The 22257-nt window shown below is 58.2% G+C and carries 25 protein-coding genes; 14 read left to right on the top strand and 11 right to left on the bottom strand.

Annotation, left to right across the window (positions count from 1 at the left end; genetic code table 11):
• Positions 1-66: 66 nt before the first annotated feature.
• A complete protein-coding gene (locus ISX84_RS17410) occupies positions 67-468 on the bottom strand; it encodes a DUF4864 domain-containing protein (protein ID WP_195821665.1) in 402 nt (133 codons plus the stop codon).
• A 59-nt stretch (positions 469-527) separates the two neighbouring features.
• A complete protein-coding gene (locus ISX84_RS17405) occupies positions 528-2111 on the bottom strand; it encodes a lysine--tRNA ligase (protein ID WP_195821664.1) in 1584 nt (527 codons plus the stop codon).
• Between the two features lie 119 nt (positions 2112-2230).
• Between ISX84_RS17405 and ISX84_RS17400 the strand changes: the two genes are divergently transcribed.
• Complete coding sequence (locus ISX84_RS17400; RefSeq protein ID WP_195821663.1) at positions 2231-2653, top strand: tellurite resistance TerB family protein; 423 nt, start codon at positions 2231-2233, stop codon at positions 2651-2653.
• Positions 2654-2790: 137 nt separating this feature from the next.
• On the top strand, positions 2791-4197 hold the full coding sequence (locus tag ISX84_RS17395) for a VPLPA-CTERM sorting domain-containing protein (RefSeq protein ID WP_195821662.1): 1407 nt from the start codon (positions 2791-2793) through the stop codon (positions 4195-4197).
• A 57-nt stretch (positions 4198-4254) separates the two neighbouring features.
• On the opposite strand, the gene dacB is transcribed toward ISX84_RS17395, so the two are convergent.
• The 4 genes from dacB to ISX84_RS17375 form a co-directional block, all read right to left on the bottom strand.
• Positions 4255-5754, bottom strand: coding sequence for a D-alanyl-D-alanine carboxypeptidase/D-alanyl-D-alanine endopeptidase (gene dacB / locus ISX84_RS17390; protein WP_195821661.1), 1500 nt, complete (start codon positions 5752-5754; stop codon positions 4255-4257).
• A gap of 83 nt (positions 5755-5837) precedes the next feature.
• Positions 5838-6440, bottom strand: a complete 603-nt coding sequence (locus tag ISX84_RS17385; RefSeq protein WP_195821660.1) for a nicotinate-nucleotide adenylyltransferase — start codon at positions 6438-6440, stop codon at positions 5838-5840.
• A 79-nt stretch (positions 6441-6519) separates the two neighbouring features.
• Positions 6520-6984 (bottom strand): MOSC domain-containing protein, encoded by a 465-nt coding sequence (locus tag ISX84_RS17380; protein WP_195821659.1) that lies wholly within the window; start codon positions 6982-6984, stop codon positions 6520-6522.
• 8 nt (positions 6985-6992) lie between these two features.
• The gene (locus ISX84_RS17375) at positions 6993-8282 is read right to left on the bottom strand and encodes an alpha/beta hydrolase (RefSeq protein WP_326838761.1); all 1290 of its coding nucleotides are present in this window, start codon (positions 8280-8282) and stop codon (positions 6993-6995) included.
• A gap of 548 nt (positions 8283-8830) precedes the next feature.
• Here ISX84_RS17375 and ISX84_RS23290 point away from each other — a divergent pair.
• The gene (locus ISX84_RS23290) at positions 8831-9310 is read left to right on the top strand and encodes an ImmA/IrrE family metallo-endopeptidase (RefSeq protein ID WP_229884380.1); all 480 of its coding nucleotides are present in this window, start codon (positions 8831-8833) and stop codon (positions 9308-9310) included.
• 219 nt (positions 9311-9529) lie between these two features.
• Here the strand turns inward: ISX84_RS23290 and ISX84_RS23285 are convergent, their stop codons facing one another.
• Positions 9530-9736, bottom strand: coding sequence for a hypothetical protein (locus ISX84_RS23285; RefSeq protein ID WP_229884379.1), 207 nt, complete (start codon positions 9734-9736; stop codon positions 9530-9532).
• Positions 9737-9857: 121 nt separating this feature from the next.
• Between ISX84_RS23285 and ISX84_RS17365 the strand changes: the two genes are divergently transcribed.
• Entirely contained in the window at positions 9858-10004 is a 147-nt protein-coding gene (locus ISX84_RS17365; protein ID WP_195821658.1) for a hypothetical protein, read from the top strand.
• 18 nt (positions 10005-10022) lie between these two features.
• On the opposite strand, the gene ISX84_RS17360 is transcribed toward ISX84_RS17365, so the two are convergent.
• From ISX84_RS17360 to ISX84_RS17350, 3 genes are all read right to left on the bottom strand, one after another.
• Complete coding sequence (locus tag ISX84_RS17360) at positions 10023-11408, bottom strand: IS1182 family transposase (protein WP_195821657.1); 1386 nt, start codon at positions 11406-11408, stop codon at positions 10023-10025.
• Between the two features lie 445 nt (positions 11409-11853).
• The gene (locus tag ISX84_RS17355) at positions 11854-12303 is read right to left on the bottom strand and encodes an RrF2 family transcriptional regulator (protein WP_195821656.1); all 450 of its coding nucleotides are present in this window, start codon (positions 12301-12303) and stop codon (positions 11854-11856) included.
• 142 nt (positions 12304-12445) lie between these two features.
• Entirely contained in the window at positions 12446-12844 is a 399-nt protein-coding gene (locus ISX84_RS17350) for a group III truncated hemoglobin (RefSeq protein ID WP_326838760.1), read from the bottom strand.
• A 534-nt stretch (positions 12845-13378) separates the two neighbouring features.
• On the opposite strand from ISX84_RS17350, the gene ISX84_RS17345 reads away from it, so the two are divergent.
• Genes ISX84_RS17345 through ccoS form a run of 10 tightly spaced genes read left to right on the top strand, consistent with a single transcriptional unit; the run spans position 13379 to position 20695 of the window.
• Complete coding sequence (locus ISX84_RS17345; RefSeq protein WP_195821654.1) at positions 13379-13795, top strand: hypothetical protein; 417 nt, start codon at positions 13379-13381, stop codon at positions 13793-13795.
• Position 13796: 1 nt separating this feature from the next.
• Positions 13797-14564: a DUF2189 domain-containing protein gene (locus ISX84_RS17340; protein ID WP_195821653.1), complete on the top strand. Its 768-nt coding sequence runs from the start codon at positions 13797-13799 to the stop codon at positions 14562-14564.
• Complete coding sequence (locus ISX84_RS17335; RefSeq protein WP_195821652.1) at positions 14561-14881, top strand: DUF1971 domain-containing protein; 321 nt, start codon at positions 14561-14563, stop codon at positions 14879-14881. The genes ISX84_RS17340 and ISX84_RS17335 overlap by 4 nt, the downstream gene beginning before the upstream one ends.
• Positions 14878-16500, top strand: a complete 1623-nt coding sequence (gene ccoN, locus ISX84_RS17330; RefSeq protein ID WP_195821651.1) for a cytochrome-c oxidase, cbb3-type subunit I — start codon at positions 14878-14880, stop codon at positions 16498-16500. The genes ISX84_RS17335 and ccoN overlap by 4 nt, the downstream gene beginning before the upstream one ends.
• 4 nt (positions 16501-16504) lie before the next feature.
• Positions 16505-17236: a cytochrome-c oxidase, cbb3-type subunit II gene (gene ccoO / locus ISX84_RS17325; protein WP_195821650.1), complete on the top strand. Its 732-nt coding sequence runs from the start codon at positions 16505-16507 to the stop codon at positions 17234-17236.
• Complete coding sequence (locus tag ISX84_RS17320) at positions 17233-17394, top strand: cbb3-type cytochrome c oxidase subunit 3 (protein WP_195821649.1); 162 nt, start codon at positions 17233-17235, stop codon at positions 17392-17394. The genes ccoO and ISX84_RS17320 overlap by 4 nt, the downstream gene beginning before the upstream one ends.
• On the top strand, positions 17391-18272 hold the full coding sequence (ccoP, locus tag ISX84_RS17315) for a cytochrome-c oxidase, cbb3-type subunit III (protein ID WP_195821648.1): 882 nt from the start codon (positions 17391-17393) through the stop codon (positions 18270-18272). The genes ISX84_RS17320 and ccoP overlap by 4 nt, the downstream gene beginning before the upstream one ends.
• Positions 18259-18423, top strand: coding sequence for a hypothetical protein (locus tag ISX84_RS17310; RefSeq protein WP_195821647.1), 165 nt, complete (start codon positions 18259-18261; stop codon positions 18421-18423). The genes ccoP and ISX84_RS17310 overlap by 14 nt, the downstream gene beginning before the upstream one ends.
• Entirely contained in the window at positions 18420-20504 is a 2085-nt protein-coding gene (locus tag ISX84_RS17305) for a heavy metal translocating P-type ATPase (RefSeq protein WP_195821646.1), read from the top strand. Before ISX84_RS17310 ends, ISX84_RS17305 begins: the two co-directional genes overlap by 4 nt.
• Positions 20501-20695: a cbb3-type cytochrome oxidase assembly protein CcoS gene (gene ccoS, locus ISX84_RS17300; protein ID WP_195821645.1), complete on the top strand. Its 195-nt coding sequence runs from the start codon at positions 20501-20503 to the stop codon at positions 20693-20695. Before ISX84_RS17305 ends, ccoS begins: the two co-directional genes overlap by 4 nt.
• A 170-nt stretch (positions 20696-20865) precedes the next feature.
• Here the strand turns inward: ccoS and ISX84_RS17295 are convergent, their stop codons facing one another.
• Positions 20866-22194, bottom strand: coding sequence for a patatin-like phospholipase family protein (locus tag ISX84_RS17295; RefSeq protein WP_195821644.1), 1329 nt, complete (start codon positions 22192-22194; stop codon positions 20866-20868).
• Positions 22195-22257 lie beyond the last annotated feature (63 nt).

Raw genomic sequence — 22257 nt, 5'->3', positions numbered from 1 at the left:
GGCTGACAGATGATCAGGCCTAGCGGCAAAGGATTAAGGGCGGCTCACACCACCGTGACGGTCAGGTCACGCACTGAAATCGGAACTGTCGAGGATCTGCACCCCGTTGATGCGCCAGCCGTCGCCGGTTTCCAGCATCCGGTAGTCAAGAATATGCACGCGACCGCTCTGGTCGGTGATCATTACGCGCTGCCAAAAGGTGCTGCCTTGTTCACGCAATTCCAGATAGCGCACCTCGCCCGGGCGCCAGACCATCGGATAGCCCTGCGTGACCATGCGTTGGAAATTCTCCGGCGTCTGGAAAAGGCGTTGCAGGTTCGGGCTGGCGAACTCAAAGGCCGCGCCGAAATCATCGATCTGGAAGGCCTGCAGCTGGCTGTCGATGGTGGCCTGAATATCCGCCTCCTGCGCGGGCAGCGCCGTAGCGAACCCCAGCCAGATCAAAAGCCCAAAAAACGCGCTGCGCATGACAATACCCCCGTTTGCTCTGGGCAAAGGGTAAGGCGGACGGCCCGCCCGGCAAGGGGTCAGGCGTCGGACACCAACTCGCCCGCCAGCGCCTGATCGATCAGGGCGATGGTTTCCTGGATGCCGTAAAGCGCAATGAACCCGCCAAAACGCGGTCCCTGGCTGGCCCCGAGCAACACCTCGTAAAGCGCTGTGAACCACGCGCGCAGCGGTTCGAACCGCTCACGCCCGCAGGCATAGACGATGGATTGCAGCGCCTCGTCCTCGACCGGTCCATCATAGGTCTTGAGCTGATCGCGCAGATCTGTCAGCGCCTCCCGCTCCAGCTCATTGGGCAGGCGGTAGGTCTTCTTCGGCTTCACGAAATCGTTGTAATACCGAACGGCAAAGCCTGCCGCCGCATCCATGTCCGGATTGTTTTCCGCTGAGGTGTCAGGGGCATAGCGTTGGATGAACCCCCAGAGTTGGGATTTGTCTTCCGCCGCCGAAACGCTCGCAAGATTGAGCAGCATGGAGAAGGGCACCAGCATGTTCGACGTCGGCACATCGCCGGAATGAATGTGCCAGACAGGATTGTTCAATCGTTGAACTATATCCTGCGTCTCGTAAGCGCGCAGCTGCTGGTGGTATTCATCCACCGCTTTCGGGATCACATCGAAATGCATCCGCTTCGCTGTTTTGGGCTTTTGGTACATGAAGTACGACAGGCTCTCCGTGCTCGCATAGGTCAGCCATTCATCGATGCTGACGCCATTGCCGGAGGATTTGGAAATTTTCTGACCGTTCTCGTCGAGAAAGAGTTCGAAAACGAAATGCTCCGGCGGCCGATGACCGAGGATACGACAGATTTTGTCGTAGATCGGCGTATTGGTGGAATGGTCCTTGCCGTACATTTCGAAATCGACGCCCAGCGCCGCCCAGCGGGCCCCGAAATCCGGTTTCCACTGTAGCTTCACATTGCCGCCAGTTACCGGCAGCGTCATCTCTGTCCCATTCTCATCGTCAAAGGTGATCGTGCCATCCTTGGCGTTCACCTCCTTCATTGGCACATACATGACCCGCCCGGTTTCGGGATGGATCGGCAGAAAGATCGAATAGGTCTGCTGCCGCTCTTCGCGCAGCGATTTCAACATGACCGCCATGATCTCATCGTATTTCTCGGCGGCGCGCAGCAGCACCTCGTCGAACTTACCGGTTTTGTAAAATTCGGTGGCCGAGATGAACTCATACTCGAACCCGAAGGTATCCAGAAACCGCCGCAGCATCGCGTTGTTATGCGCACCAAAGCTGTCATGCGTTCCAAACGGGTCCGGCACGGAGGTCAGCGGGCGTTGCAAATGCTCATGCAGGCTCTCAGCATTCGGCACATTGCCTGGCACCTTGCGCATCCCATCAAGATCGTCGGAAAAGCAGACCAACCGCGTCGGGATATCCGAGATTTGTTGGAACGCCCGCATCACCATCGTCGTGCGCGCCACCTCACCAAAGGTACCGATATGGGGCAGCCCACTAGGACCATACCCGGTTTGGAACAGCACATATCCCTTCTCGGGCGGCGCCTTCTCATAGCGTTTGAGCACCCGGCGCGCTTCTTCAAAAGGCCATGCTTTGCTGGTCATTGCGGCGTCGCGGATCTGGGACATATCTCACCTGGCAGGCTGACTACCGGCACCCCATGCGCCGGGTTTCGCCCGTCCCTATTGCGTTGCAGCATTGGCGTCAATAATCTGCCCCGAAAGACCTCAGTGAAAGAACCCTGCCTGTGCAAGATGATGCCCCCCACGCGTTCAGCGCCCAAGACAGTCTTGTGGCGCTGATGATCGCCGTTTCCGCCTCGGATGAGGACATCCGCACCGCAGAGCTGGTCAAGATTCAATCCGCCGTGCAGATGTTGCCGATTTTTGCAGGCTATGATGAGGATCGGCTGACCGTCATCAGCCAGACCGTCTTTGACCTTTTTGAACAGGAAGACGGGCTTGACGCGCTCTTTGGTCTGATCCGCGAGGGGCTGCCCGAGCGGCTGTTCGAGACAGGCTACGCGCTGGCCTGCGATGTGGCCGCAGCCGACGGCACGCTGGACGAGGCAGAACTGCGCCTGCTGGAAGAAATCCGTTACGAGTTGAACCTCGACCGGTTGCACGCAGCTGCAATCGAACGCGGCGCCCGGGCCCGACACCTGACCTGAGCGCACGCCAGCAGTCTTCGCTGTCAAAAAATCGTCATTGACCTTGGTTAACCCAGCTCAAGGGCACTGGTTTCAGCGCCCGCCTTCGGCGTGCCCAGACATGCCGTTCCCTTGAATTGCGACGTCAGGAGCACATGATGACACCCCGTTTTTCCCTTCTTTCCGGCACCGCCTTGGCCGTGATTTTTGCCACGGCATTCTCGGCGCATGCCGCGACCTGCGACATCCAGCCCGGCCTCATCACCTGTGCCGATCCGGGCAGCGACCCCGTGACGTCCGCCGAAAACGGCATTGACGTCGTCGTTCAGGCGCCGGCGTCGGTCGTCAGCACCGACGAAAACACCAGCCCGGTCGATCTCAGCGGTGATGGCACCACCCTGCGCAACGACGGCCTGATCGACCAGACGGACAACGGCGGTTTTGCGATCTTCGGTTCGGGCACCCGGTTGCGGGTCGAGAACAACGGCGACATCAAAAGTGGTGACCGCGGGATCGTGATGGAGAACGGCTCCGACCTCACGGTGATTAACGGCACCGGCGCGACCATCGAAGCGCGCCGTCAGGCGGTGCGCGCGCGGGAGGATTCGCCCGGCGCTCGGGTTGAGAACCGGGGCACCATCACCTCCACCGATGGGCGTGCGCTGCAACTGCGCTCCTTCGGCGCCACGGTGATCAACCATGGCGATCTGATCGGAGCCGAGGAAGTGGTCGAGGCGCGGGGCGATTTCACACTGGAAAACTACGGCACCATCAAGCTGAGTGACCCTGGTATCGAAGACGAGGATGGCGTGCAATTCGCGGGCGGGCGCGTCGACAACTGGGGATTGATCGAAGGCAGCGATGACGGCATCGACGTGGATGAAGGGCACATCATGAACTTCACGGGTGGGATCATCCGCTCCACGGCGCCCGATCAGAACAGTAACAGCGGTATCGATGTGGACGAAGTCTATGACGACGGTGTCAGCCCGGAGCGCGCACCCGGTCCGCTGACCATTGTAAACGAGGGCCTGATCGAAGGCCCCAGCGCCATCGGTACGGACGCCGCCTCCACCTCGGAGATCCGCATCACCAACAGCGGCACGCTGAACGGGCGCGGCGGGACCGCGATCCGCCTTGCCGATGGGCAGGGTGACAGCCGACTGCATGTTCTTGGCGAGAGCCAGATTTTTGGCGATGTGCTCTTTGGCGGTGGCAACGACCTGTTGCACATCGGTCTTTTGACCTCAGGCTTTCTGGGCAGCGGCATCTTTGACGGCGGTCAGGGCACCAACGAGCTGGTGCTGGACGGCTTCGGCCTCGGCGACGTGCTCAGCTTCGAAGTGGACGGCGACCGGGTCGATCTGTCGTTCATGTCGGATGGCGATAGGGTTGCGGGCACCTTCCTGAACTTCGGCCAATGGGAAGTGGGTGGCCAGCGCTACGACGTGCGGGCGCTGCAGGATGCATTGGGTCCGCAGCCCGTACCACTGCCTGCCGCGTTTCCTATGCTGCTGCTGGGTCTTGGTGGTTTCGGTCTGCTGCGCCGGACGTCCCGCGTCTGAACGCCTGCACCCTGCCCATGGCCCCGCGCGGCACACCCTGTGGCGCGAGGTGCCGCCTCAGCTGCTCTGAAACATCTTCCCCCACCGCATCAGCAACTGGCTTTGCAGCCGTCGCGCGCGGGACGCCCATGGGCGCGCGCCTTCAGGGCGTTCGCGGTGAGCACGTGGAATGGTGGCGCGAATTTCTTCATTCGAACAGAAGATGGCAAAGACCATTTCGCGCCCGTCTGGCGCGGTGATGTAGCCGGCAAGGCCCGAGACGAAATTCAGCGTACCGGTTTTGGCATCAACCTTCACCGGGTGGTTCTTGACCGGGCGGCCTTTCGTATCCCTCAGCGTCACGGGCTTCAGGATCGGTCGCAGCACTGCATCGCCATGCACCGCCGCCAGCCCGCGTACCATGTCCCGTGGGCTCACCCGGCTCAGTCCCCCCAGGCCGGAATGGTCCACGAAAGCGGGGTTTTCCATGCCCAGCGTTTCAATGGCCCAGAGGTTCATCTGCCGCGCGGAGGCCGCCAACGTATGTGCCCGTCCGGCGCGGACACGGGTGGCCGCCTGGCCGACCATCTCTGCCGTCAGGTTGTTGGAATACTTCAGCATTCCCTGCAGGATCTCGCGCAGGGGCGGGCTGTGCACTTCGGCCTGTTGGGTGCCGTCCGGCATCTCCTCGACCAGTGTGGGAGATTTCAGCAAGATACCATGTGACCGGGCGAGTGTCGCAAAGACGTCGCCTGCATAAAGGCCGGGATGGCGCACCGGCAACCAGCGCGCCCCTTCCTTGCCCAATGCGCCCTTGGCCACGGTCCATTGATCGTAGGTGCCCTGGTCTTCGTACGTGTACACCGGCACCGACCGCTCCACGACCTGCATGCGCGCCATTTGGACTTCGGGGCGGAAGCCAGCGGTGCGGGCATCCATCGTGACCTTGTACTTCGACGCCTCGCGTTTCCACTCAAAATGCACACGGTTGTAATTCAGCGCGATGCCCGACACGGCCGGGCTGTAGCCCAGATGATCCGGCTGCTCAGGGTCGATGGAGCGCAACGGGCGCAGCGCGTTTTCAAAGACAAGGAACCGGCCCCGCACTTCGCGCAGCCCGGCCTCCTTCAATTGCGCCGCCAGATCGGCCAACGCGCGCGTATCCAGCGTCGGATCACAACCGCCCACAAGTACCAGATCGCCGTCCAGCACACCCTCCGTCACGGGACCGGCAGCAACGACTGTGGTGGCAAAACGGTGCGCGGGGCCTAGCGTATCAAGTGCGTAAAGCGCCGTGATCGATTTCGTCACGCTGGCGGGTGCAAGGCCCGTGGCCGCATTATGTCCTTCCAGAACATCGCCGGTTTCGGCATCGGCCACCGCAAAGACCACGTTGCCCGAAACCCGCGCCTCGCGCAGCAGGCTTTCAAAGCCGCTGGGCTCAACCGGTTTTGCACCGCGTATGCGCGGGCGCAGCGAAACGGCCGGCACATCGGCCAATGCGGGGCTTGCCGCGCTGGCCAAAAGACCGGCGACAAACCCGCGGCGTGAAACCTGATGGACAGAGGCATTTTTCATAAAGGCAACTAAACCCCAGCGCTGATGCGGAAACAACAGCTTCGATACACCCCATGCCTTAAAATTGCGTGATGTCGCTCAGTTCAGCTTTGCCAGCCGCCGGCTGCGCGGATTGCGCTTGAGGACTGTGACACCATCGGCACATTCACGAAACACCACGCCGGGGCCTCGGCACGTCCCAAAAGGGCCGAGGCGCGACCGGCGATCCGCGCCGGTGCAAATAGGCGCGCCGCCGGGCTCATCCGGGCTGAAATCCGGTCGCCGGGGCGGGCCAGCACCCCCACGGGGACCGATTGCATGATCTCGCGCCAGTCCTGCCAGCGGTGTAGCTGGGCAAGGTTATCCGCGCCCATCAGCCAGACAAACCGCACGCCCGGATAGCAGGCGCGCAGGCGGGTCAGCGTCTCGGCTGTGTAGCGTGTGCCCAGGTGCGCCTCGATGTCGGTCACTTCCACGCGCGGGTGCTGCATCACGACGCGCGCCCGGGCCATACGGGTGTCCAGCGGCGCGGGACCGCGCGCCTTGATCGGGTTGCCGGGGCTGACCAACCACCACACCCGCGTCAGACCAAAGCGTTTCAACGCCTCGCGGGTAATATGTACGTGCCCAGCATGCGCCGGGTCAAAAGACCCGCCCAGCAATCCAATCACCTCTCCCGGACGTGCGAGGGGAAAGCCCTGTCTCACTGCCGTCTCGCCTCCCGCATCTACATCGCCCCCTTGAAAAGGGGCCGCCACCACTTGTCAATGCCAGCGAATTGACCGGTCACAGCGGTGTCACGGTGTCCTGCAAGGTGATAAGGCCACCTGCGACCACGCGGGCGCACCATCCACCGTGGCCCCGCATGGCAGAATATCCGCCGTGCCCCAACGTTTCCTCCATGCGGCTGCAGGGTGCACAGATGCTGGTGATTTCCAGCACGGTTTCCCCTATCCGGATCTCGCGCCCCTTCAGCGCCGCGAGGTTCAGACCCGAAACCAGCAGATTGCGGCGCAGCATAGCCGTCTCGATTTCGCGCCCCAGCATCGCGCCAATGACCGGCAGATGCTCCGCCTGTATCAACGTCACTGCACGTTTATCGGAAGCCCCGTGATCCCCGTCCAGCCCGCGTGGGCCAATCAATACCTGCGGCACCGACACCATCTCTGCCCGTCGCGCCGGGCGCAGACCGATCCAGTCTAACTGTCCAGGCTTTGCGTATCTGCTGATCAGTTCCTTCAGGCTTTGCATAGTGCGGCTCAGCGGTCGCTGCCTTCGACCAGAAAGTCCGGCAAGCGGTCCAGCGGATAGTTTGGATGCAACTGCCAGAAACCGTCCTCACCGAGGTCCAGGGGGCGCAATGTTCCCCCTGGGAAGGCGCGCGTACGCAGCGCCAGCACGATGTCAGACAAAACCGCGGGGTTGTCACGGAAGTACGAATGCCCACGTCCCTGCACGCTCTCGACCCTTATAAAGTGCACCAGCTCCGACTTTTTCAAACGCTCGATCTGATCGATCATCAGCGCATCTGACGTGGCGGACCCCAATCGCGGCGCGTTGGACAGGATCGAGGAGAGGCGCAAGGCGCCGTCGCTTGGATTGACATAGATGTTGATCTGCTCAAAGGCCTCCGAGACGCGTTCGGCCTGCAAGCGCTGCTCCACCACACCGGTATCCAGATCTGCCGCGGCCAGGATCAAGGTGCCAGTCTTCATCGCCGTCTTGGGATGCGCGCCCCGCCCGCGGTGATAGATCACCAACTCACGCAGGGCGGTCGACATCACATCCGTACCCCGCGAATGGGCGACGATGTCAATGTCCTCAACCTCCGGAATTTCCGCGAGCAAGCGCAGGAACTCCTTGGCATGATAGACGCTGAAATCACCGGCCTCACGGTCACGGAAGTAGGAGAGCAGCCCGCGATTGCCAGCAGGCCAGGTAAAGGCGATGGGGATGCTGTCACGGCCCTCATAGTGCCACAGGTTGGCCAGCGTCGCGATTGCCCGGTCAAAGTCGTTACGCACGCCATGGGTGAAAATCAATATCCGGCCATTGCCCGTTCGTCTGATTTCATCCCTCAGCGCTTCCTTGAACGCTGCCGCCCCCGTATCGTATTGCGACAGGGCGTCGGGATCAAAAACCAATCCGCCGTCCGTGCGCTGCGTCGGCAGGGGGACATCCACAAACCGCACCAGCTCTGACGGCGCTTCGACATTGAGTTGTGAAATCCGTCGCCCCCCGTCGGTCGACGTGCGCGCGACAAGGTCGGCCCAGTCTTCGGCGCCGAAACGTACACGCACCGCCCCCAGCGCCATGGAGTTGGACCGCTCCGTGTTGTAGACCAGCACGCCGTTGCTATCCTCGGCGACCGCACGGTCTGTCACGTAAAACATGCGAGGATCGACGTTGCGCAACACGTCAGGCACCCGGTCGACGGGGTAGTTCTGGCGTTCCAGGTACAGGTTCGGCGGCGGTGCCAGCACGACCTCGCGAACCGCGCAGCCTGCCACCAGCATCGTCAGAACCGCCAAACCCGTAATGATCCGCACCCTGCGCGCCCCGCTGCTGTTCCGGTCCCATCCAGCGCTAACATGGGTGTGCAAAAAATCAAATCACAGCTTTGCAGACCGGCGGATAATGCCGAACTATCGCAAATGCGCCACGCCTCGGGCGCTGACGCCCCTGCCGTTTCCGAAAACATGCACTGCGATGAGGTTTCCGGAAGTGAGCGAAATCGCCCCGAAGCCGGCGTTCGTCTTTCATCGTCCATCCGCTTTCACGTGACTTTTCCAACGGGCTCCCGCCTTTTCCCATGAGTGTCACACGGACTATTTGCGGTTGGAGTTGTTGGCTATCAGGCACGCGCTGCGCTCTTGAGAGGCCCCCGGCTGCCAGAGGGTTGCTCTACCGGGCAAACATGGTCGGAATAGGCAATTTCATCCTGGCGGGCGCACGAAGCATTCTGACATCAGAAGGCTTTGCCTATGCGGCACGTTCCGCGCCGATTAAGGATGTCAAACCCGACGAACAAGCCTTTCATGACGCGGTTGTGGCGGCTCTATCGAAGAACGCAAAGTAACAGTGATGAGAGGGTCCTTTGGCCAAGAATTATATACTTCGACAACGGACCCAAGAGCGCATCGACGAACGTGTTGAGCGGTTACTGAACCGTTTGGGGAATCCCGAACCACCGCTCAAACTCGAACACGTACGCGATGCGCTCGATCTCGATCGCGCCTACTTCCAGAAAGATGACCCGTCCTTAATGGACGATGTCATCAGCATGCTCCACGTCGCCGGAAAACAAGTTCTCAGGCGTCCAACTCTGTTTGTGGACGCAGTGAAGAAGTTCGACCTGCGGGCATTCTACCTGCCAGATGAGAGGCGGATTCTCATCGATCACAGCCTGCATAAACTGAAGTACCGTTGGATCGAAGCCCACGAGATAGGCCATAGCCTGCTGCCTTGGCACGAGGGCGCTATGCTAGGGGACGACAAACAAACCCTTCGTCCGAATTGCCACGACCAAATGGAAGCCGACGCAAACTTCGCGGCGGCCAGGTTGCTATTTCTTTGAGACCGTTTCGCTCTCGAAGCACGAGACTACAAGCCAAGCCTCGATGCAGTTAAGGAACTCCAGCCCCGGTTTGGCAACACGCTCACGACTACGTTTTGGCGATGCGTGGAAATTTGGGGCGCGTCCACGCCCATAATCGGTCTTGTGACAGGCCACCCTCACCCGGCAAAGCGGGACGATAGCTTCGACCCAATGCAACCCTGCAACCATTTCGTCCAATCACCGGTATTCGCGACAGGCTTCAAAGAATGTGAAGCAGCTGATGTCTTCGATATGGTTGTCGACTACTGCTCCCCAGCCCGCGGCGGTCGATTGGGCGGCGCTGACATTGTTCTCCACGGCGACAATGGCGACCCTCATGTTTTTGAGTTCGAAACCGTCAAATGGGGCTATGCTCTCACTCTCGGGATCTACCGCGGGCCCCATCGAACTATCCTTGCCGCGCCTTGAAGCACCGCGTTCTATGGCATCTAGTCGCTGAACCTAGTGCTCAGAATGCCTTCAATAGATCCAGTTTGGCCTGACCGTCAGCATGATGAGCAGCGGCATGACAACGCTCGGCACCACCCTGAAACGAATGTCGGCTCCCAAAACTTGTTCTATCGTCTATCGCAGATGCGGCGAAGGACGGCTTGCGGCTGATTCTGTGGAAAAACAACGTGTTGCGGGCGCAGAAAGAAGGGCGCTGAACTGAACGCGAGGGCCTTTCTTGTCAGGCTTTGCACGTTTGCTGCAGTGCAGGAAAGATCTTTGCTAATTTCCGGAGGTTTTGAGCTGTGGCGGCGAGGAGGAATTCGTCATTCGCGCCGCATGGGCCGCGTAATCGCAATCGTCCCAGCCCCAGAATGCGTTTGAGGTGGGCGAAGAGCATCTCGACCTTTTTTCTGAGCCGCATTGAGATCGCATACTGTTTGGTCTTAGCGATGTCGCGTGCCACTTGACGGGCATCCTCATGTTCTTCGCGGGTGATCTTGCGCGCATCTGCTTTCGGGCAGCACTTCATCTTCGATGGGCAGGCTTGGCAGGTGTGTCTCAGAGCCTGATACTTGGCAACCCCTTTGCCTGTGGGTTTCCGCTTAGGATCTGAGTAATTGCGCCGGAACTGTTTGAGCGGCTCGCCTTCCGGGCAAATATATTGGTTGTTCTCAGCGTCCCATTCGAAATCGGTTCGGGACCATGTACCGTCTGTTCTACCTGCCTTATCCAGCACAGGAATGTGAGGTTTGATGTCGCGATCCACCAGCCAACCCAGCATTGGTCCAGATCCATATGCGCTGTCTGCAATCAATCGTTCAGGATGAATGTCATGCTGCACCTTGATACGATCCAACATAGTGCGCACAGAGCCAACTTCAGCCTGTCGGATTGATCTTGTGCCTTCAACATCCACGATCACGCTGTGGTCGGTGTCGATCAAGTAGTTGGTGGAATAGCTAAAGAATGCAGGTCCTTTGCGCGCTGCAGTCCACTGGCTTGCAGGATCAGAATGGGATGTGAACTTGGGTTCGACCTCCGATGCTGCGCCAAAAGCTGCGTCATCCAAGACGTCGAGATATTCCCTCACTGCGCGCGGCGCATCCGCAGGATCAATGGCGCTAGAGTCCCAGTCTTCCTTTGGCGTTGAGTTCTGTTTGTTGGCGTCAGCTTCAATCAAGCTGGCATCTGCCGCAAGGCGCTGACCGCTCACCAACCCATATGAGATGCACCGTGCGACTGTCTTCTCGAACAGATGCCTAAGCAATGCGCTTTCCCGGAAACGCCCGTGTCGGTTCTTTGAGAAGGTTGAATGGTTCGGCACAGGGTCGGACAAATCAAGGCGGCAGAACCAGCGATAAGCAAGGTTCAGATGCACCTCATCACAAAGACGGCGTTCGGATCGGATGCCGAAACAATAGCCGACAAGAAGCATGCGGATAAGCAGTTCAGGATCAACCGAAGGGCGACCAGTGTGGCTGTAAAAGTCAGCTAGATATTGACGGATGTCACTCAGATCGACGAACCGGTCAATCGACCTTAGCAGATGATCTTGTGAAACGTGATCTTCCAGCGAGAACTCACAAAACAGCGCCGCCTGTGCTTCCTGCTTCGGTCCCATCATCGCTAAATTCCCCCATCAATACGGGAATTGAATCAGCGAATGGGCAACCGATCAAGTCAGAGTTTTTCAACAAAATTCGCTCCGGCACTAAACTAATCCTCACAGGTTCAATTGTCTTCATTGACCTTTGTCCTCTGCTATGTCGTTGAAGTTATGGTCTAAAGTGCTCATAGCCGAAAGCGTGAAAGACGTTTTGGATTTTCTAGTGACTTGCGAGGTTACCCGGACTCAAAGAGTTCATGATGCCTGTATTTTTTTGAGGCATCATGAACTGAAACGCACGGGCTGATCAGGCGCTATTCAAGAGGCCAGATGCAATGTTCACAGCAAATTGGAGCGCATTGAAAAGATCCTTGGCTGACGCAACGCGAAGCACTGTGGCCCGAACAATATCAGCATGAAATGGATCGCTTCAAACAGGAAGGCGCACGGGCGCTATGTATCTCTAGGTTACCTCGCCGTTAAGTTGCGACAGTAAATGACCAATTGGGCGATTATCATTTGTCAGGTCGTGGAGTGTGAGCTGGGAAAGGGAATCGAAGAAAGCCGTCTGTGCAGCCTTCAAAGCCGTTGTTAGCGGACATAGCGGTGACAAGACGCAGGATCCGCCATCGGCCCTCATACATTCAACAAGTGCGCTTTGGCTTTCAAGGTCTCGCAAAACAAGACCGACATTTATTTCCTTAGTATCCATGGCAAGCTTCAGTCCACCTGCTCTGCCGCGCATCGAAACGACATAGCCTTCCCTCACAAGCCACTGGGTGACTTTTGCAAGATGATTGTATTTTGCCCCATGGATGACTGCGATCTGGCGCGTTGTCAGCATGTGTCTATCGGCCACCGCCAGATGCATAAGCGTACGGATCGCGTAGTCAGAGAATGTTGAAAGCTGCATATTTGACACCTATTGCATTTTATTGGTAACTCAAATGCAGAATATGAATTCCTTCACTGTTCTTCCCTCTCAACTTTGCACTCGCCCAGACCAAATGACCACTCCAGCGGGATCGCGCTATCTTTGACGCTATGATCCTGTGTCAGAATTTTGGCGGATCACCCGGGGCTTTCTGGAACTCGGTCAAACCAAAGGACAAGCCGCGACCGATCCTGTGCACCAAGGCCGACCATTGCTCCCGTTGCGGTGAGTTGATGTGGGCATTTAGTACCTCGTCAAAAAGGGTCAGCCACCGCTCAAAATGCTCCGGTCGAACGTTTCCCGCATCCAAATGCGCACGCATCGGATTGCCTGAGTAAGATCGTTCAAACAGCAGCGCATTCGCCCAGAAACGGGTGATCTTTTCCTCATGCTCGGGCCAGTTTTTGACATGCTCAGCAAAGATTGGGGCAAGCGTCTCGTCCTTCCGGACGCGCCGATAAAACACCGCTACCACGTCGGCGATAGCCTTTCGATCAATATCAATGCGGGGTGGTGTCACTTGGCAATTCTCCATTCAGGGGCAGGCAGGATAACGCTAGTTTTCGGTGCATCATTCAAAAAGATAGTTAAAACTATATTTTTGATGTAAATGATTCTGATAAGCGTGAAGCGCCCGAACAGAGAACGAGTGAGCATATCCAAAATGGCGTCATTTACCTCCAATCTTTCGTCTTCAAATCATATAGTTAAAATAAGCATTGTAAATACCATTTAAAGATCATAAAACCACGCTCAACGAATCCATGGTCGGGACAGCTAAGGAGTGAAGCGACAAAAACAGTGTTCTGCCCGGGCTTTCTGCGTCAGGCATCCGATAGGGCGATGAGTTAGCGACAAACCTGGCCAGAATAGCCGCGATCGGTCACTAAGGCGCATTTGGCCATCCTGGCACGCGGTCGCCCTCCACTTTCCAGACGGTCATCGTCAACAACTGCTGGAGATCAAGGGAGTGCCTCTCCGGCCTCATGCCCTCGTTGGTCATTGGGCAAAAAGGAACTGCAAAATGCTGATTACAGCGCGACTGCTAGTCGTAATGTCTCTGCTCATTTGGGCCGGCGCATCGATTTCAGCCAATATGATTGCGGCCCCCGCAAAGTTTCAGGTGGCCGACTTAACGCGACCGGTAGCCCTGCAAGTCGGGCGTGTACAGTTCTTATGGGTGGGGTATCTGGAGATGGTCCTCGCTGCATTTGCCGCACTTGCCATCGCGATCGAAACGCCGCGTGTGCAGGCATTTGTGCTGGTCGCCCTGTCCGTATTTATCGCCCAACGCTTTGTCGTTCTGCCACAGCTGTCAGAGCTCACAGATCAGGTGATTGCCGGGACTGCATTGGGTGGCTCAAAGCTGCATCTGGTCTTCATCGCATTGGAATGCACAAAACTGCTCGCTTTGCTGCTGGCCGCGGCGCTGACGTTGCTCTCCCCGACATTTCAGACAGGACGGATTTGATATGGATGTTGCAGCAACCGGCACCCCCCGGTGGAAAGCGCGGCGCGTTGAAGAGCCAATCGTTACGGTGATCAGGCGCTGGTTGAACCTGGCAGTATCCGATCTGAAACGGCACACGGTAGCGGCGGTCTGCTACGGCATCGCGCTCTGTGCTGCCGGATGGGTGACCCTACTGCTGCTTTGGCACTTCGACCTCGAATGGGCGCTGTTGCCCATTCTGGCGGGTGGCATGTTGGTCGGGCCGCTGGCGACCATCGGGCTTTATGGCATGAGCCGTGGCGGGCAGGACGGCGGAACAGCAGAAGTGGCCTCCCCCGAGCAGATCATCCTGATCGGCATCATTTTGATGGTGTTCGCTCTGGCCTGGATCCGCGCCGCAACACTCATCTTTGCGATCTTTTTCGGGCTGCTACCCTTCGCGGGCTTTGTCGAGGCGATGGCGACGCTGCTGTCGAGCCCTCAGGGAATTGCGACGATTGTTGTTGGCAGCGTGTTCGGCGGGCTGTTTGCAGCGCTCGGCTTTGCGATCTCCGTTTTCTCTATTCCCATGTTGGTGGATCGCAAGATCGACTGTTTCTCTGCGATGGGCCTCAGCTTCAATGCGACCACACATAATTTCCGCCTGATGATCAGCTGGGCCGCCGTGGTCTGCGCAGGCATCCTGATCGGTCTGCTGACGGGGCTTCTGGGCCTCATCATCATCTTCCCGCTTCTCGGGTTTGCCACATGGCACGCCTATTGCGACCTCTTCAAAGGAGCCCGTGCATGACAGTTTCTCTGCCGCAAGGTGCGCGCAAATATTCGCAAACCAAAACCTTTGATGAGACGACTATTCCAAAGCCGCTCCTGAGTAATCACAGCACCAAACCCAAATCATGGGGTTTGATCGTGATCGACAGCGGCCAGCTGATTTACACGCGTATCGACCAGCAACCGCAGCTTTTGACCCCGGATCATCCCGGCGTGATCCTGCCCGGGGAACTACACAAGATTGCGCCGGATGGGCCGGTCCGTTTCCACGTTGAATTCTACCATGATCCCGCGACCAGGGACTCGGACCGTGACGACGAGGAGGTTACGCTATGACCACCTCAGACCGTCTCGAAATCGGTGTCATCTTCGCCGCGACCCTCATGGTGTTCCTCCTCGGCGTTGCGATCCTGGGGTTTGGCCGGGAGGCTGGATATGTCGTTCACGGCTGGCTGATCGCGATTGTGGCCGGCTGGGGATTGATGAATCTGATCAACCGGTTGAATGACAAACAGCCCGACATCCCGCATGAATACGCAGATACCGTCATCAAATGGGGTGTTTGGGCGACCTTCATCTGGGGTGTGATCGGCTTCACCATTGGCGACATCCTGGCGTGGCAGCTTGCGATCCCGTCCTGGAACGGCGACATGTCGTGGTCTAACTTTGGACGTATCCGACCCATGCACACCACTGCCGTGATCTTCGGCTTTGGTGGTAACGCGTTGATGGCCACTTCTTTTTATGTGGTGCAACGCACCTCGCGCGCACGGCTGGCCAGTGAGGTCTCCCCATGGTTTGTTTTCTTCGGCTACAATCTGTTCGTCCTGTTAGCGGTCACCGGCTACCCGATGGGCATCACCCAATCAAAAGAATATGCCGAGCCGGAATGGTACGCCGATCTGGTGCTGACCTTCGCCTGGGTCGGTTATCTGTGGATTTACATGCGCACGCTCGCCAATCGGGCAGAGCCGCATATCTACGTCGCAAACTGGTATTACATGGGCTTTATCGTGGTGATCGCGATGCTGCATGTGGTCAACAACCTCGCCATGCCGATCAGCATTGCCTATCCCAAAAGCTACTCGCTCTTTTCCGGCGTTCAGGACGCCATGACGCAATGGTGGTACGGCCATAATGCCGTGGGTTTCCTGCTGACCGCCGGGTTCCTCGGGATGATGTACTACTTCCTGCCCAAGGCGGTGAACCGCCCGATCTATTCCTACCGGCTGTCGATCATCGGGTTCTGGGGCATCACTTTCCTGTACCTTTGGGCCGGGTCGCACCACCTGCATTATACGGCCCTGCCCGATTGGGTGCAGTATCTGGGGATGACCATGTCGGTCATCCTGCTGGTGCCCAGCTGGGGGTCGGTCTTTAACGGCATCCTCACCATCAACGGGGCCTGGGATAAGGTGCGCACCGATCCTGCCGTGCGCTTCATGATGGTCGCGATCCTGTTTTATGGGCTGGCGACGTTCGAGGGATCGTTCCTCGCCATTCGCCCTGTAAACACGCTCAGCCACTACACGGACTGGACCGTGGGCCATGTGCACGCGGGCGCGCTGGGTTGGGTCGCCTTCATCACCTTCGGCGCGATGTACAAGATGGTGCCATGGATCTGGAAGCGGGAGGGCACCTATTCACTGCGCCTTGAGGCCTGGCATTTCTGGCTCGCCCTCTCCGGCACGCTGATCTACGTCGGCGCGATGTGGAACAGCGGCATCACCCAAGCGCTGATGTGGCAAACCTATGATGCGGACGGCAATTTCGTCTACGCGTTCATCGATACGGTGGATGCGATGCGGCCCTATTACTTTGCCCGGGCCATCGGCGGGCTGTTGTACCTGATCGGGGCCTGCCTCGGAGCCTACAATATCTACATGACCGTCAATGGACCCCGCATGGCACCCGCATCTGATGCAAACCGTCCAATTCTGCAGCCCGGGGAATAGAGCGATGAGCACAGCACACCAAAGACTTGAACGTAACGGCATCGGGTTCGCGCTGATGATCCTGTTCGTGGCCTCATTGGGTGGCCTCTTTGAGATTGCCCCTCTGTTCACCATTGAAAACACTGTGGAAGAGGTCGACGGGATGCGCCCCTATACGCCGTTGGAAAACGCCGGGCGCGATATCTATGTGCGCGAAGGGTGCTATGCCTGCCACAGCCAGATGATCCGGACGTTGCGCTCGGATGTGGACCGATATGGTCATTACAGCCTTGCTGCTGAAAGCATGTACGATCACCCGCACCAATGGGGGTCAAAACGCACCGGGCCGGATCTCTCCCGCGTCGGCGCGAAATACTCCGACACCTGGCATGTGGCACATCTGGCCAACCCACGGGAGTCTGTCGAAGGGTCGGTGATGCCCGGTTACAGCTTTCTGCTGGAAAACAGGCTTGATACGCAGCAGCTGAGCGGCGCCTTGACCGCATTGCGGCGCGTCGGCGTGCCCTATTCAGATGACCAGATCAACCATGCGGCAAGAGACGCCTTGCGGCAGGCCGACCCGCTTGCGGATTACGAGGATGATCTGCGCGAAAGCTATGGCGACAACGTGCAGGTTCGCGATTTTGATGGCCAGCCTGACCGGTTGACCGAAATGGACGCGGTTGTCGCCTATCTGCAAATGCTGGGGACGCTCGTTGATTTTGACAGCTTCGATGCGGAGGCAAACAACAGATGACCCATGATACAGTCCTTGTTTTCTCCAAGACCTGGGGGGCGGTTTACCTGCTGGTCGTGTTCCTGCTGGCCGCTCTCTGGGTCTATTGGCCCTCGCACAAGAAAACCTATGACGATGCCGCGCAATCCCCTCTCAGCAACGAGGAGATCAAACGATGAAACCTGAGCTGGACGAGACAAGCGGGCAGGAAACCACGGGCCATGAATGGGACGGGTTGAAGGAGCTGAACACGCCGGTGCCCCTAGTGTTTCACATCTCGCTGTGGCTGACGATCATAGTCTCAGTCATCATGTGGGTGCTTTATCCCTCGTGGCCTGGCATCTCGGGATATGTAAAGGGTCTTGCGGGATACTCCTCGCGGGACAGGGTCGCAGAGGCTGTGGAAGCGCGCCAGGACCTGCGCCTGATGCAAATGCCGGAGTTTGCCGCACTCGATGTTGCCGCATTGGCCCATGACCCTACCCTTGAAGCCAAATATGGCGAGGCAATTGGCGTGCTTTATCGCGACAATTGCGCGGTCTGCCATGGGCGCGACCTTAAAGGGCAGATAAACTTTCCCAATCTGACAGATGATCATTGGCTTTGGTCCGGCACGCCCGAGGAGATCGAGTACACGCTGCAAGTCGGGATCAACCACCTTGATGACGATACCCGTTGGGCGGAGATGCCAGCCTTTGGCGATGGCATGATCGAACGCTCTGATCTGAAAGCTGTGGTGGAATATGTCCTCCGGATTTCCGGCGCCGAGCATGACACAGAGCTGGCGAAAGTCGGCGCATCTGTTTTCGAGGACAATTGCGCCAGCTGTCACGAAGAGGGTGGCATTGGCGGCATAGAAAGCGGCGCGCCCAGCCTCGTGGATGACGCATGGATATACGGCGGATCGCGCGAGGTGCTGACCGAGACCCTCAAATACGGACGCCAAGGCGTCATGCCGGGCTGGTTGGGGCGGCTGACCGAAGAAGAGATCAAGAAACTGACGATGTATGTGCTGTGGGCGGGTCAGGATGAGGAACAGGACGATGCCTCGAACTGAAAGAGAGCCGCAATTCCGCAACAAGATGTTCGTGATGATCGGACTGCTGTTGCTGGGCTATATCGGGATCAAGTCCTGGCACATCCATATCTCAATTGACGCCTACCAAGGGCAGGTTCTGGAACGCAGCACCAAGGGGGCTGCGAAATGACACAGGCAAGCCTGACCTTTGCCTTGGATGGTGTGAATTGCGCAGGCTGCATTGCCAAGATCGAACGCCATTTGGGCGCGCAGCGAGGAGTGGTACTCGCCCGCGGCAACGCCACGGTCAAACGCATTCGACTGGTCTGGGACCCCGCCCTGCAAACCGCCGATACGCTGATCGACCAGATCCGCGCCATTGGCTATGATGCGCTGCCGTTTCAGATAGGAGACACAACACCGGTCGAGCCTTCCTTGCTGCCGCACCTGGGATTGGCCAGTTTTGCGATGATGAACATAATGGCGATTTCCTTTGCCGTCTGGGCAGGTGACGCCACCGACATGGGGGCAGGCAGCATGCAGTTTCTGCATTGGGTTTCAGCCGCCCTTGCCACGCCCGTCGTCTTCTATTCCGGGGCGGTCTTTTACGCGCCCTCACTGCGTGCTTTGCGACACGGATCGATGACGATGGACACGCCGATCTCCATCGCCATCGCGATCACCTATCTGGCCAGCCTGTTTGAAACCCTGCGCGGCACCGAACACGTCTATTTTGACGCGGTTACGACGTTGGTCTTCTTCCTGCTGATCGGCCGCGTCATCGAACGCGCGCTGAAACGGCGCTCAGGCGATGCGGCAGAGAACCTGCGCAACCTCATGCAGATCGATGCACGGCGCGAAGGGGCGGACGGGCGCATAGAGACCATCGCGGCGGCTGACTTGCTGCCTGGCGACATCGTGATCGTCGGCACTGGCGAACGGGTCCCTGCTGATGGCGTGCTGTTGTCGGATCATGCACAGGTGGATGAAAGCGTCATAACGGGTGAAACCCTTCCTCGGGAGGTCACCAGATCCCAGGCCATCGTGGCAGGGGCCATCGTGCATACCGGTCCGGCAAGACTGCAGGTCACCCATGTCGGCGCAGATGCGCAGATCGGCAAAATCTCCCAAATGATCACGGATGTCGTTGCAAACAAGAGTGCGACACAACAACGGGCCGACCAATTCGCGCGCGGGTATATTCCGCTCGTGCTGGGCGGTGGTGCTGCGGGTTTTGCTCTGTGGTATCTTCTTTTCGGCGCCAGTTTTGCCGACGCATTGATGATCGCCGTTGCCGTGCTGGTGGTAACCTGCCCCTGCGCTGCCGGGCTCGCGACCCCGGCGGTTTCTGCACGGGCCGTCGATATGTTGATGCGCGCAGGCATCGTTGTGAAATCAAGTGATGCATTGGAACGGCTGAGTGACGCAAAGAGTGTGGTTGCAGATAAGACAGGCACGCTGTCCGAGCCGTTCCCGGTGCTGCAGGCTCCTGATGCCGCTGTGCGTCACGCCGCCGCAAGGCTTGCAGCAGGCAGCGCGCATCCACTGGCCAAGATGTTGTGTGACGGGCTGGAGGTGACGCCGTTGCCCGATCTGCGAGAGGTTCCAGGACAGGGAATTGAAGCCCCTGATGGCGCGCGGCTTGGCTCTGCACAATTCGTCGGAGGAACCGAAACAGCAGAGTTTCCAACCTTGTGGTATCGCACCGCCACCGGCCAAATACACGGTTTTCGGTTCCGCGAAACCGCGCGCGCAGGATTGTCGGATATGCTGAGGGCTTTGGACGCATTGGGCATGCCACTGACCTTGCTATCGGGCGATACGCAATCCTCGGTCGCGGGTTTCGCCAACAGAAATGCCATCCCAGCGCACCATGGCGGTGCCGCACCAAATGACAAATTGTCGTTTCTGACAAAGGCGGTGGAAGCCGATAAAAAACCTTTGATGCTGGGCGACGGGATCAATGATGCGCCTGCGCTCAAGGCGGCATATGTCTCGATCTCATTCGCTGGTGCCACGGAGGTCGCGCAGGTGGCGGCAGACGTCGTGCTGGTCAAGCCCGACCTCACATTAGTGCCGCGCGCAATTCAGGTGGCCCGGGCCGCCCGCGACCTGATCGGGCAGAACCTGACCTTCTCAGCCGTTTACAACATCGTAACGGTGCCCCTTGCCCTTGCCGGCTATCTCAGCCCACTTATCGCCGCGATCCTGATGTCGTCGTCCTCCATCGTCGTTCTTGCGAACGGCCTTCGTCTCAGGAGGCCCGAATGACCGCTATCACTTATCTCATCCCGATCTCCATTGGCCTTGGGCTTTGCGCCCTTCTCGGGTTCTTCTGGTCCGTGCGTGCGAGCCAATATGACAACATGGAAAGCGATGCACATCGCATTCTTGAGGCCGAAGACAAGCCGATGAACGATGCGCAGCGCAGGGCTCTCACCGGGATAGGCGAAAGCTCCTGAAGTTCCGAATGCGTCATTCTTTGACGACACAATGCCCCACCCCCACCTGCATGAGGGCCCTTACTAGGGCGCAAAACTCAACACCAACACGTTGGAAAGAACCTGTCCTCACAACACCACGCCGCGCGATGGGTACAAGATTTTGGCGAAAAGCAGTGCCTCATGCCACTTTAGTTTCCGATGGCAAAAAGCTCTTCTTGCAGATCAGGACGCCATGAATTGGTCTGACGCCCGTCTTCAACACCCAGCTCGTACAGTACCCTCATATAGACCGGATCAAAGGCTTGGGTCGGCTTTTCGTTAAATCGTTTTGGAACGGCCAACCCGTTCACCCGCAGGCCGTCACGCTTGGCCAGTGCAATGATGAACGCGATGTCACCATAACTTTGCGACCGGATCAGAGTGGACAATGTCCGGCCCGCCATGCTTGTCAAACGGGTACTTTGCGGTTCAAAACGCGGCTCCAAGCGTTTGTTGTGGATGAGCCAGATGGTGTTCTTTGCGTTTGCCAAACCGACCTCTGCAAGAGTGCGTTTCATCGGTAAGTTGGCCGGGTATACAAAAATCTGTTGGGTCAATGCCCCGTCGACGTGAAGTTCTTCTTTGGTGGTTATCCCGTCGGTGACAGAAATTCGAACCGGCTGGAAGAGCACGGGTATCGCGGCTGAGGCAAGAATAATCTTTCGGACCAGCGCAAAGCTCTCTGGTGTGCCTGCGCTGGCAAGTGCGCCGATGTCCCAGAGGACCGGACGTTCCGCGTCGATGTTGGTGGTGCCGACAATCAGGCGGCGGCCCTTCTGATGCTCTTGACCGATTTTGCGGATAATATCGTCCGTCAGCTCTTCTGCGATGGCATCCGCCAGTGGCTTGTTGTCAGCAAGCGCGCCTCCTCCGATGAGCGCACCGACGACCCTGAACCTGGCAATGCGTGTCGTGTCCGTTGTCGTATAGAAACGACGAATGGCGGCGTCATATTCGGGGCCCAGGAATGCAAAGGGCGCTATGATCGCACCAGTGGAAATACCTGTTACAACATCGAACTGAGGCCTTTGTCCTGTTTCGGTCCATCCGTTCAGAACGCCTGCGCCATACGCCCCGTCGGGCCCACCACCGGAAAGTGCAAGGATGTTTACGCCGCCCTGTTTCCCCGGTCTCGCAAAAACGGATTTGAACTCTGTGACAATGGACTCTTCATCAAATTCGGAGATGTCGCCGAAAGTTCGGATATCTGACGGCACACCCACGGGCGCGAAACTTTCATAATCATCCTCTGACGGCGCAAGAAATGCCCGATCATGCGTCGCGCATCCTGCGGCCAAGATCGCAAGCAGGAAAAGGAAGCCGAAAAGCCGAGCCCGCCACCAAATCCTCTCCAGTTTTTGCGTGAGATGTCCCGCTGGATCGCCACCTTTGTTTATCGTCACCAGCCCCCAAAAGGCGATCATATAGGATGAGGAACGTAACAGCTGAGACGACAAAACGTTGCTCTTACGGTTCATTGGCATGCTGCCAGAGGAAGTGATACGAATTCATGTGCCGATTTTGGGTGGTGAAGCGCGTCG

It is taken from the genome of Roseobacter sp. MH60115, assembly GCF_015644665.1.
In the GTDB taxonomy this organism is placed as follows: Bacteria; Pseudomonadota; Alphaproteobacteria; order Rhodobacterales; family Rhodobacteraceae; genus Roseobacter.
Note: the sequence above shows the minus strand (reverse complement) of the source record. Positions and strands in the feature narration are given on the sequence as shown.

What these genes read in the sequence shown, in the direction of transcription:
- ISX84_RS17360 (WP_195821657.1), bottom strand. Translation starts at nt 11,408, where the DNA reads ATGATGGGACCGAAGCAGGAAGCACAGGCGGCGCTGTTTTGTGAGTTC.
- ISX84_RS17340 (WP_195821653.1), top strand. Translation starts at nt 13,797, where the DNA reads ATGGATGTTGCAGCAACCGGCACCCCCCGGTGGAAAGCGCGGCGCGTT.
- ISX84_RS17395 (WP_195821662.1), top strand. Translation starts at nt 2,791, where the DNA reads ATGACACCCCGTTTTTCCCTTCTTTCCGGCACCGCCTTGGCCGTGATT.
- ccoN (WP_195821651.1), top strand. Translation starts at nt 14,878, where the DNA reads ATGACCACCTCAGACCGTCTCGAAATCGGTGTCATCTTCGCCGCGACC.
- ccoP (WP_195821648.1), top strand. Translation starts at nt 17,391, where the DNA reads ATGAAACCTGAGCTGGACGAGACAAGCGGGCAGGAAACCACGGGCCAT.
- ISX84_RS17355 (WP_195821656.1), bottom strand. Translation starts at nt 12,303, where the DNA reads ATGCAGCTTTCAACATTCTCTGACTACGCGATCCGTACGCTTATGCAT.
- ISX84_RS23285 (WP_229884379.1), bottom strand. Translation starts at nt 9,736, where the DNA reads ATGGGGCCCGCGGTAGATCCCGAGAGTGAGAGCATAGCCCCATTTGAC.
- ISX84_RS17380 (WP_195821659.1), bottom strand. Translation starts at nt 6,984, where the DNA reads ATGCAAAGCCTGAAGGAACTGATCAGCAGATACGCAAAGCCTGGACAG.
- ISX84_RS17365 (WP_195821658.1), top strand. Translation starts at nt 9,858, where the DNA reads ATGACAACGCTCGGCACCACCCTGAAACGAATGTCGGCTCCCAAAACT.
- ccoS (WP_195821645.1), top strand. Translation starts at nt 20,501, where the DNA reads ATGACCGCTATCACTTATCTCATCCCGATCTCCATTGGCCTTGGGCTT.
- ccoO (WP_195821650.1), top strand. Translation starts at nt 16,505, where the DNA reads ATGAGCACAGCACACCAAAGACTTGAACGTAACGGCATCGGGTTCGCG.
- ISX84_RS17305 (WP_195821646.1), top strand. Translation starts at nt 18,420, where the DNA reads ATGACACAGGCAAGCCTGACCTTTGCCTTGGATGGTGTGAATTGCGCA.
- ISX84_RS17335 (WP_195821652.1), top strand. Translation starts at nt 14,561, where the DNA reads ATGACAGTTTCTCTGCCGCAAGGTGCGCGCAAATATTCGCAAACCAAA.
- dacB (WP_195821661.1), bottom strand. Translation starts at nt 5,754, where the DNA reads ATGAAAAATGCCTCTGTCCATCAGGTTTCACGCCGCGGGTTTGTCGCC.
- ISX84_RS17410 (WP_195821665.1), bottom strand. Translation starts at nt 468, where the DNA reads ATGCGCAGCGCGTTTTTTGGGCTTTTGATCTGGCTGGGGTTCGCTACG.
- ISX84_RS17310 (WP_195821647.1), top strand. Translation starts at nt 18,259, where the DNA reads ATGCCTCGAACTGAAAGAGAGCCGCAATTCCGCAACAAGATGTTCGTG.
- ISX84_RS17405 (WP_195821664.1), bottom strand. Translation starts at nt 2,111, where the DNA reads ATGTCCCAGATCCGCGACGCCGCAATGACCAGCAAAGCATGGCCTTTT.
- ISX84_RS17295 (WP_195821644.1), bottom strand. Translation starts at nt 22,194, where the DNA reads ATGAACCGTAAGAGCAACGTTTTGTCGTCTCAGCTGTTACGTTCCTCA.
- ISX84_RS17320 (WP_195821649.1), top strand. Translation starts at nt 17,233, where the DNA reads ATGACCCATGATACAGTCCTTGTTTTCTCCAAGACCTGGGGGGCGGTT.
- ISX84_RS17345 (WP_195821654.1), top strand. Translation starts at nt 13,379, where the DNA reads ATGTCTCTGCTCATTTGGGCCGGCGCATCGATTTCAGCCAATATGATT.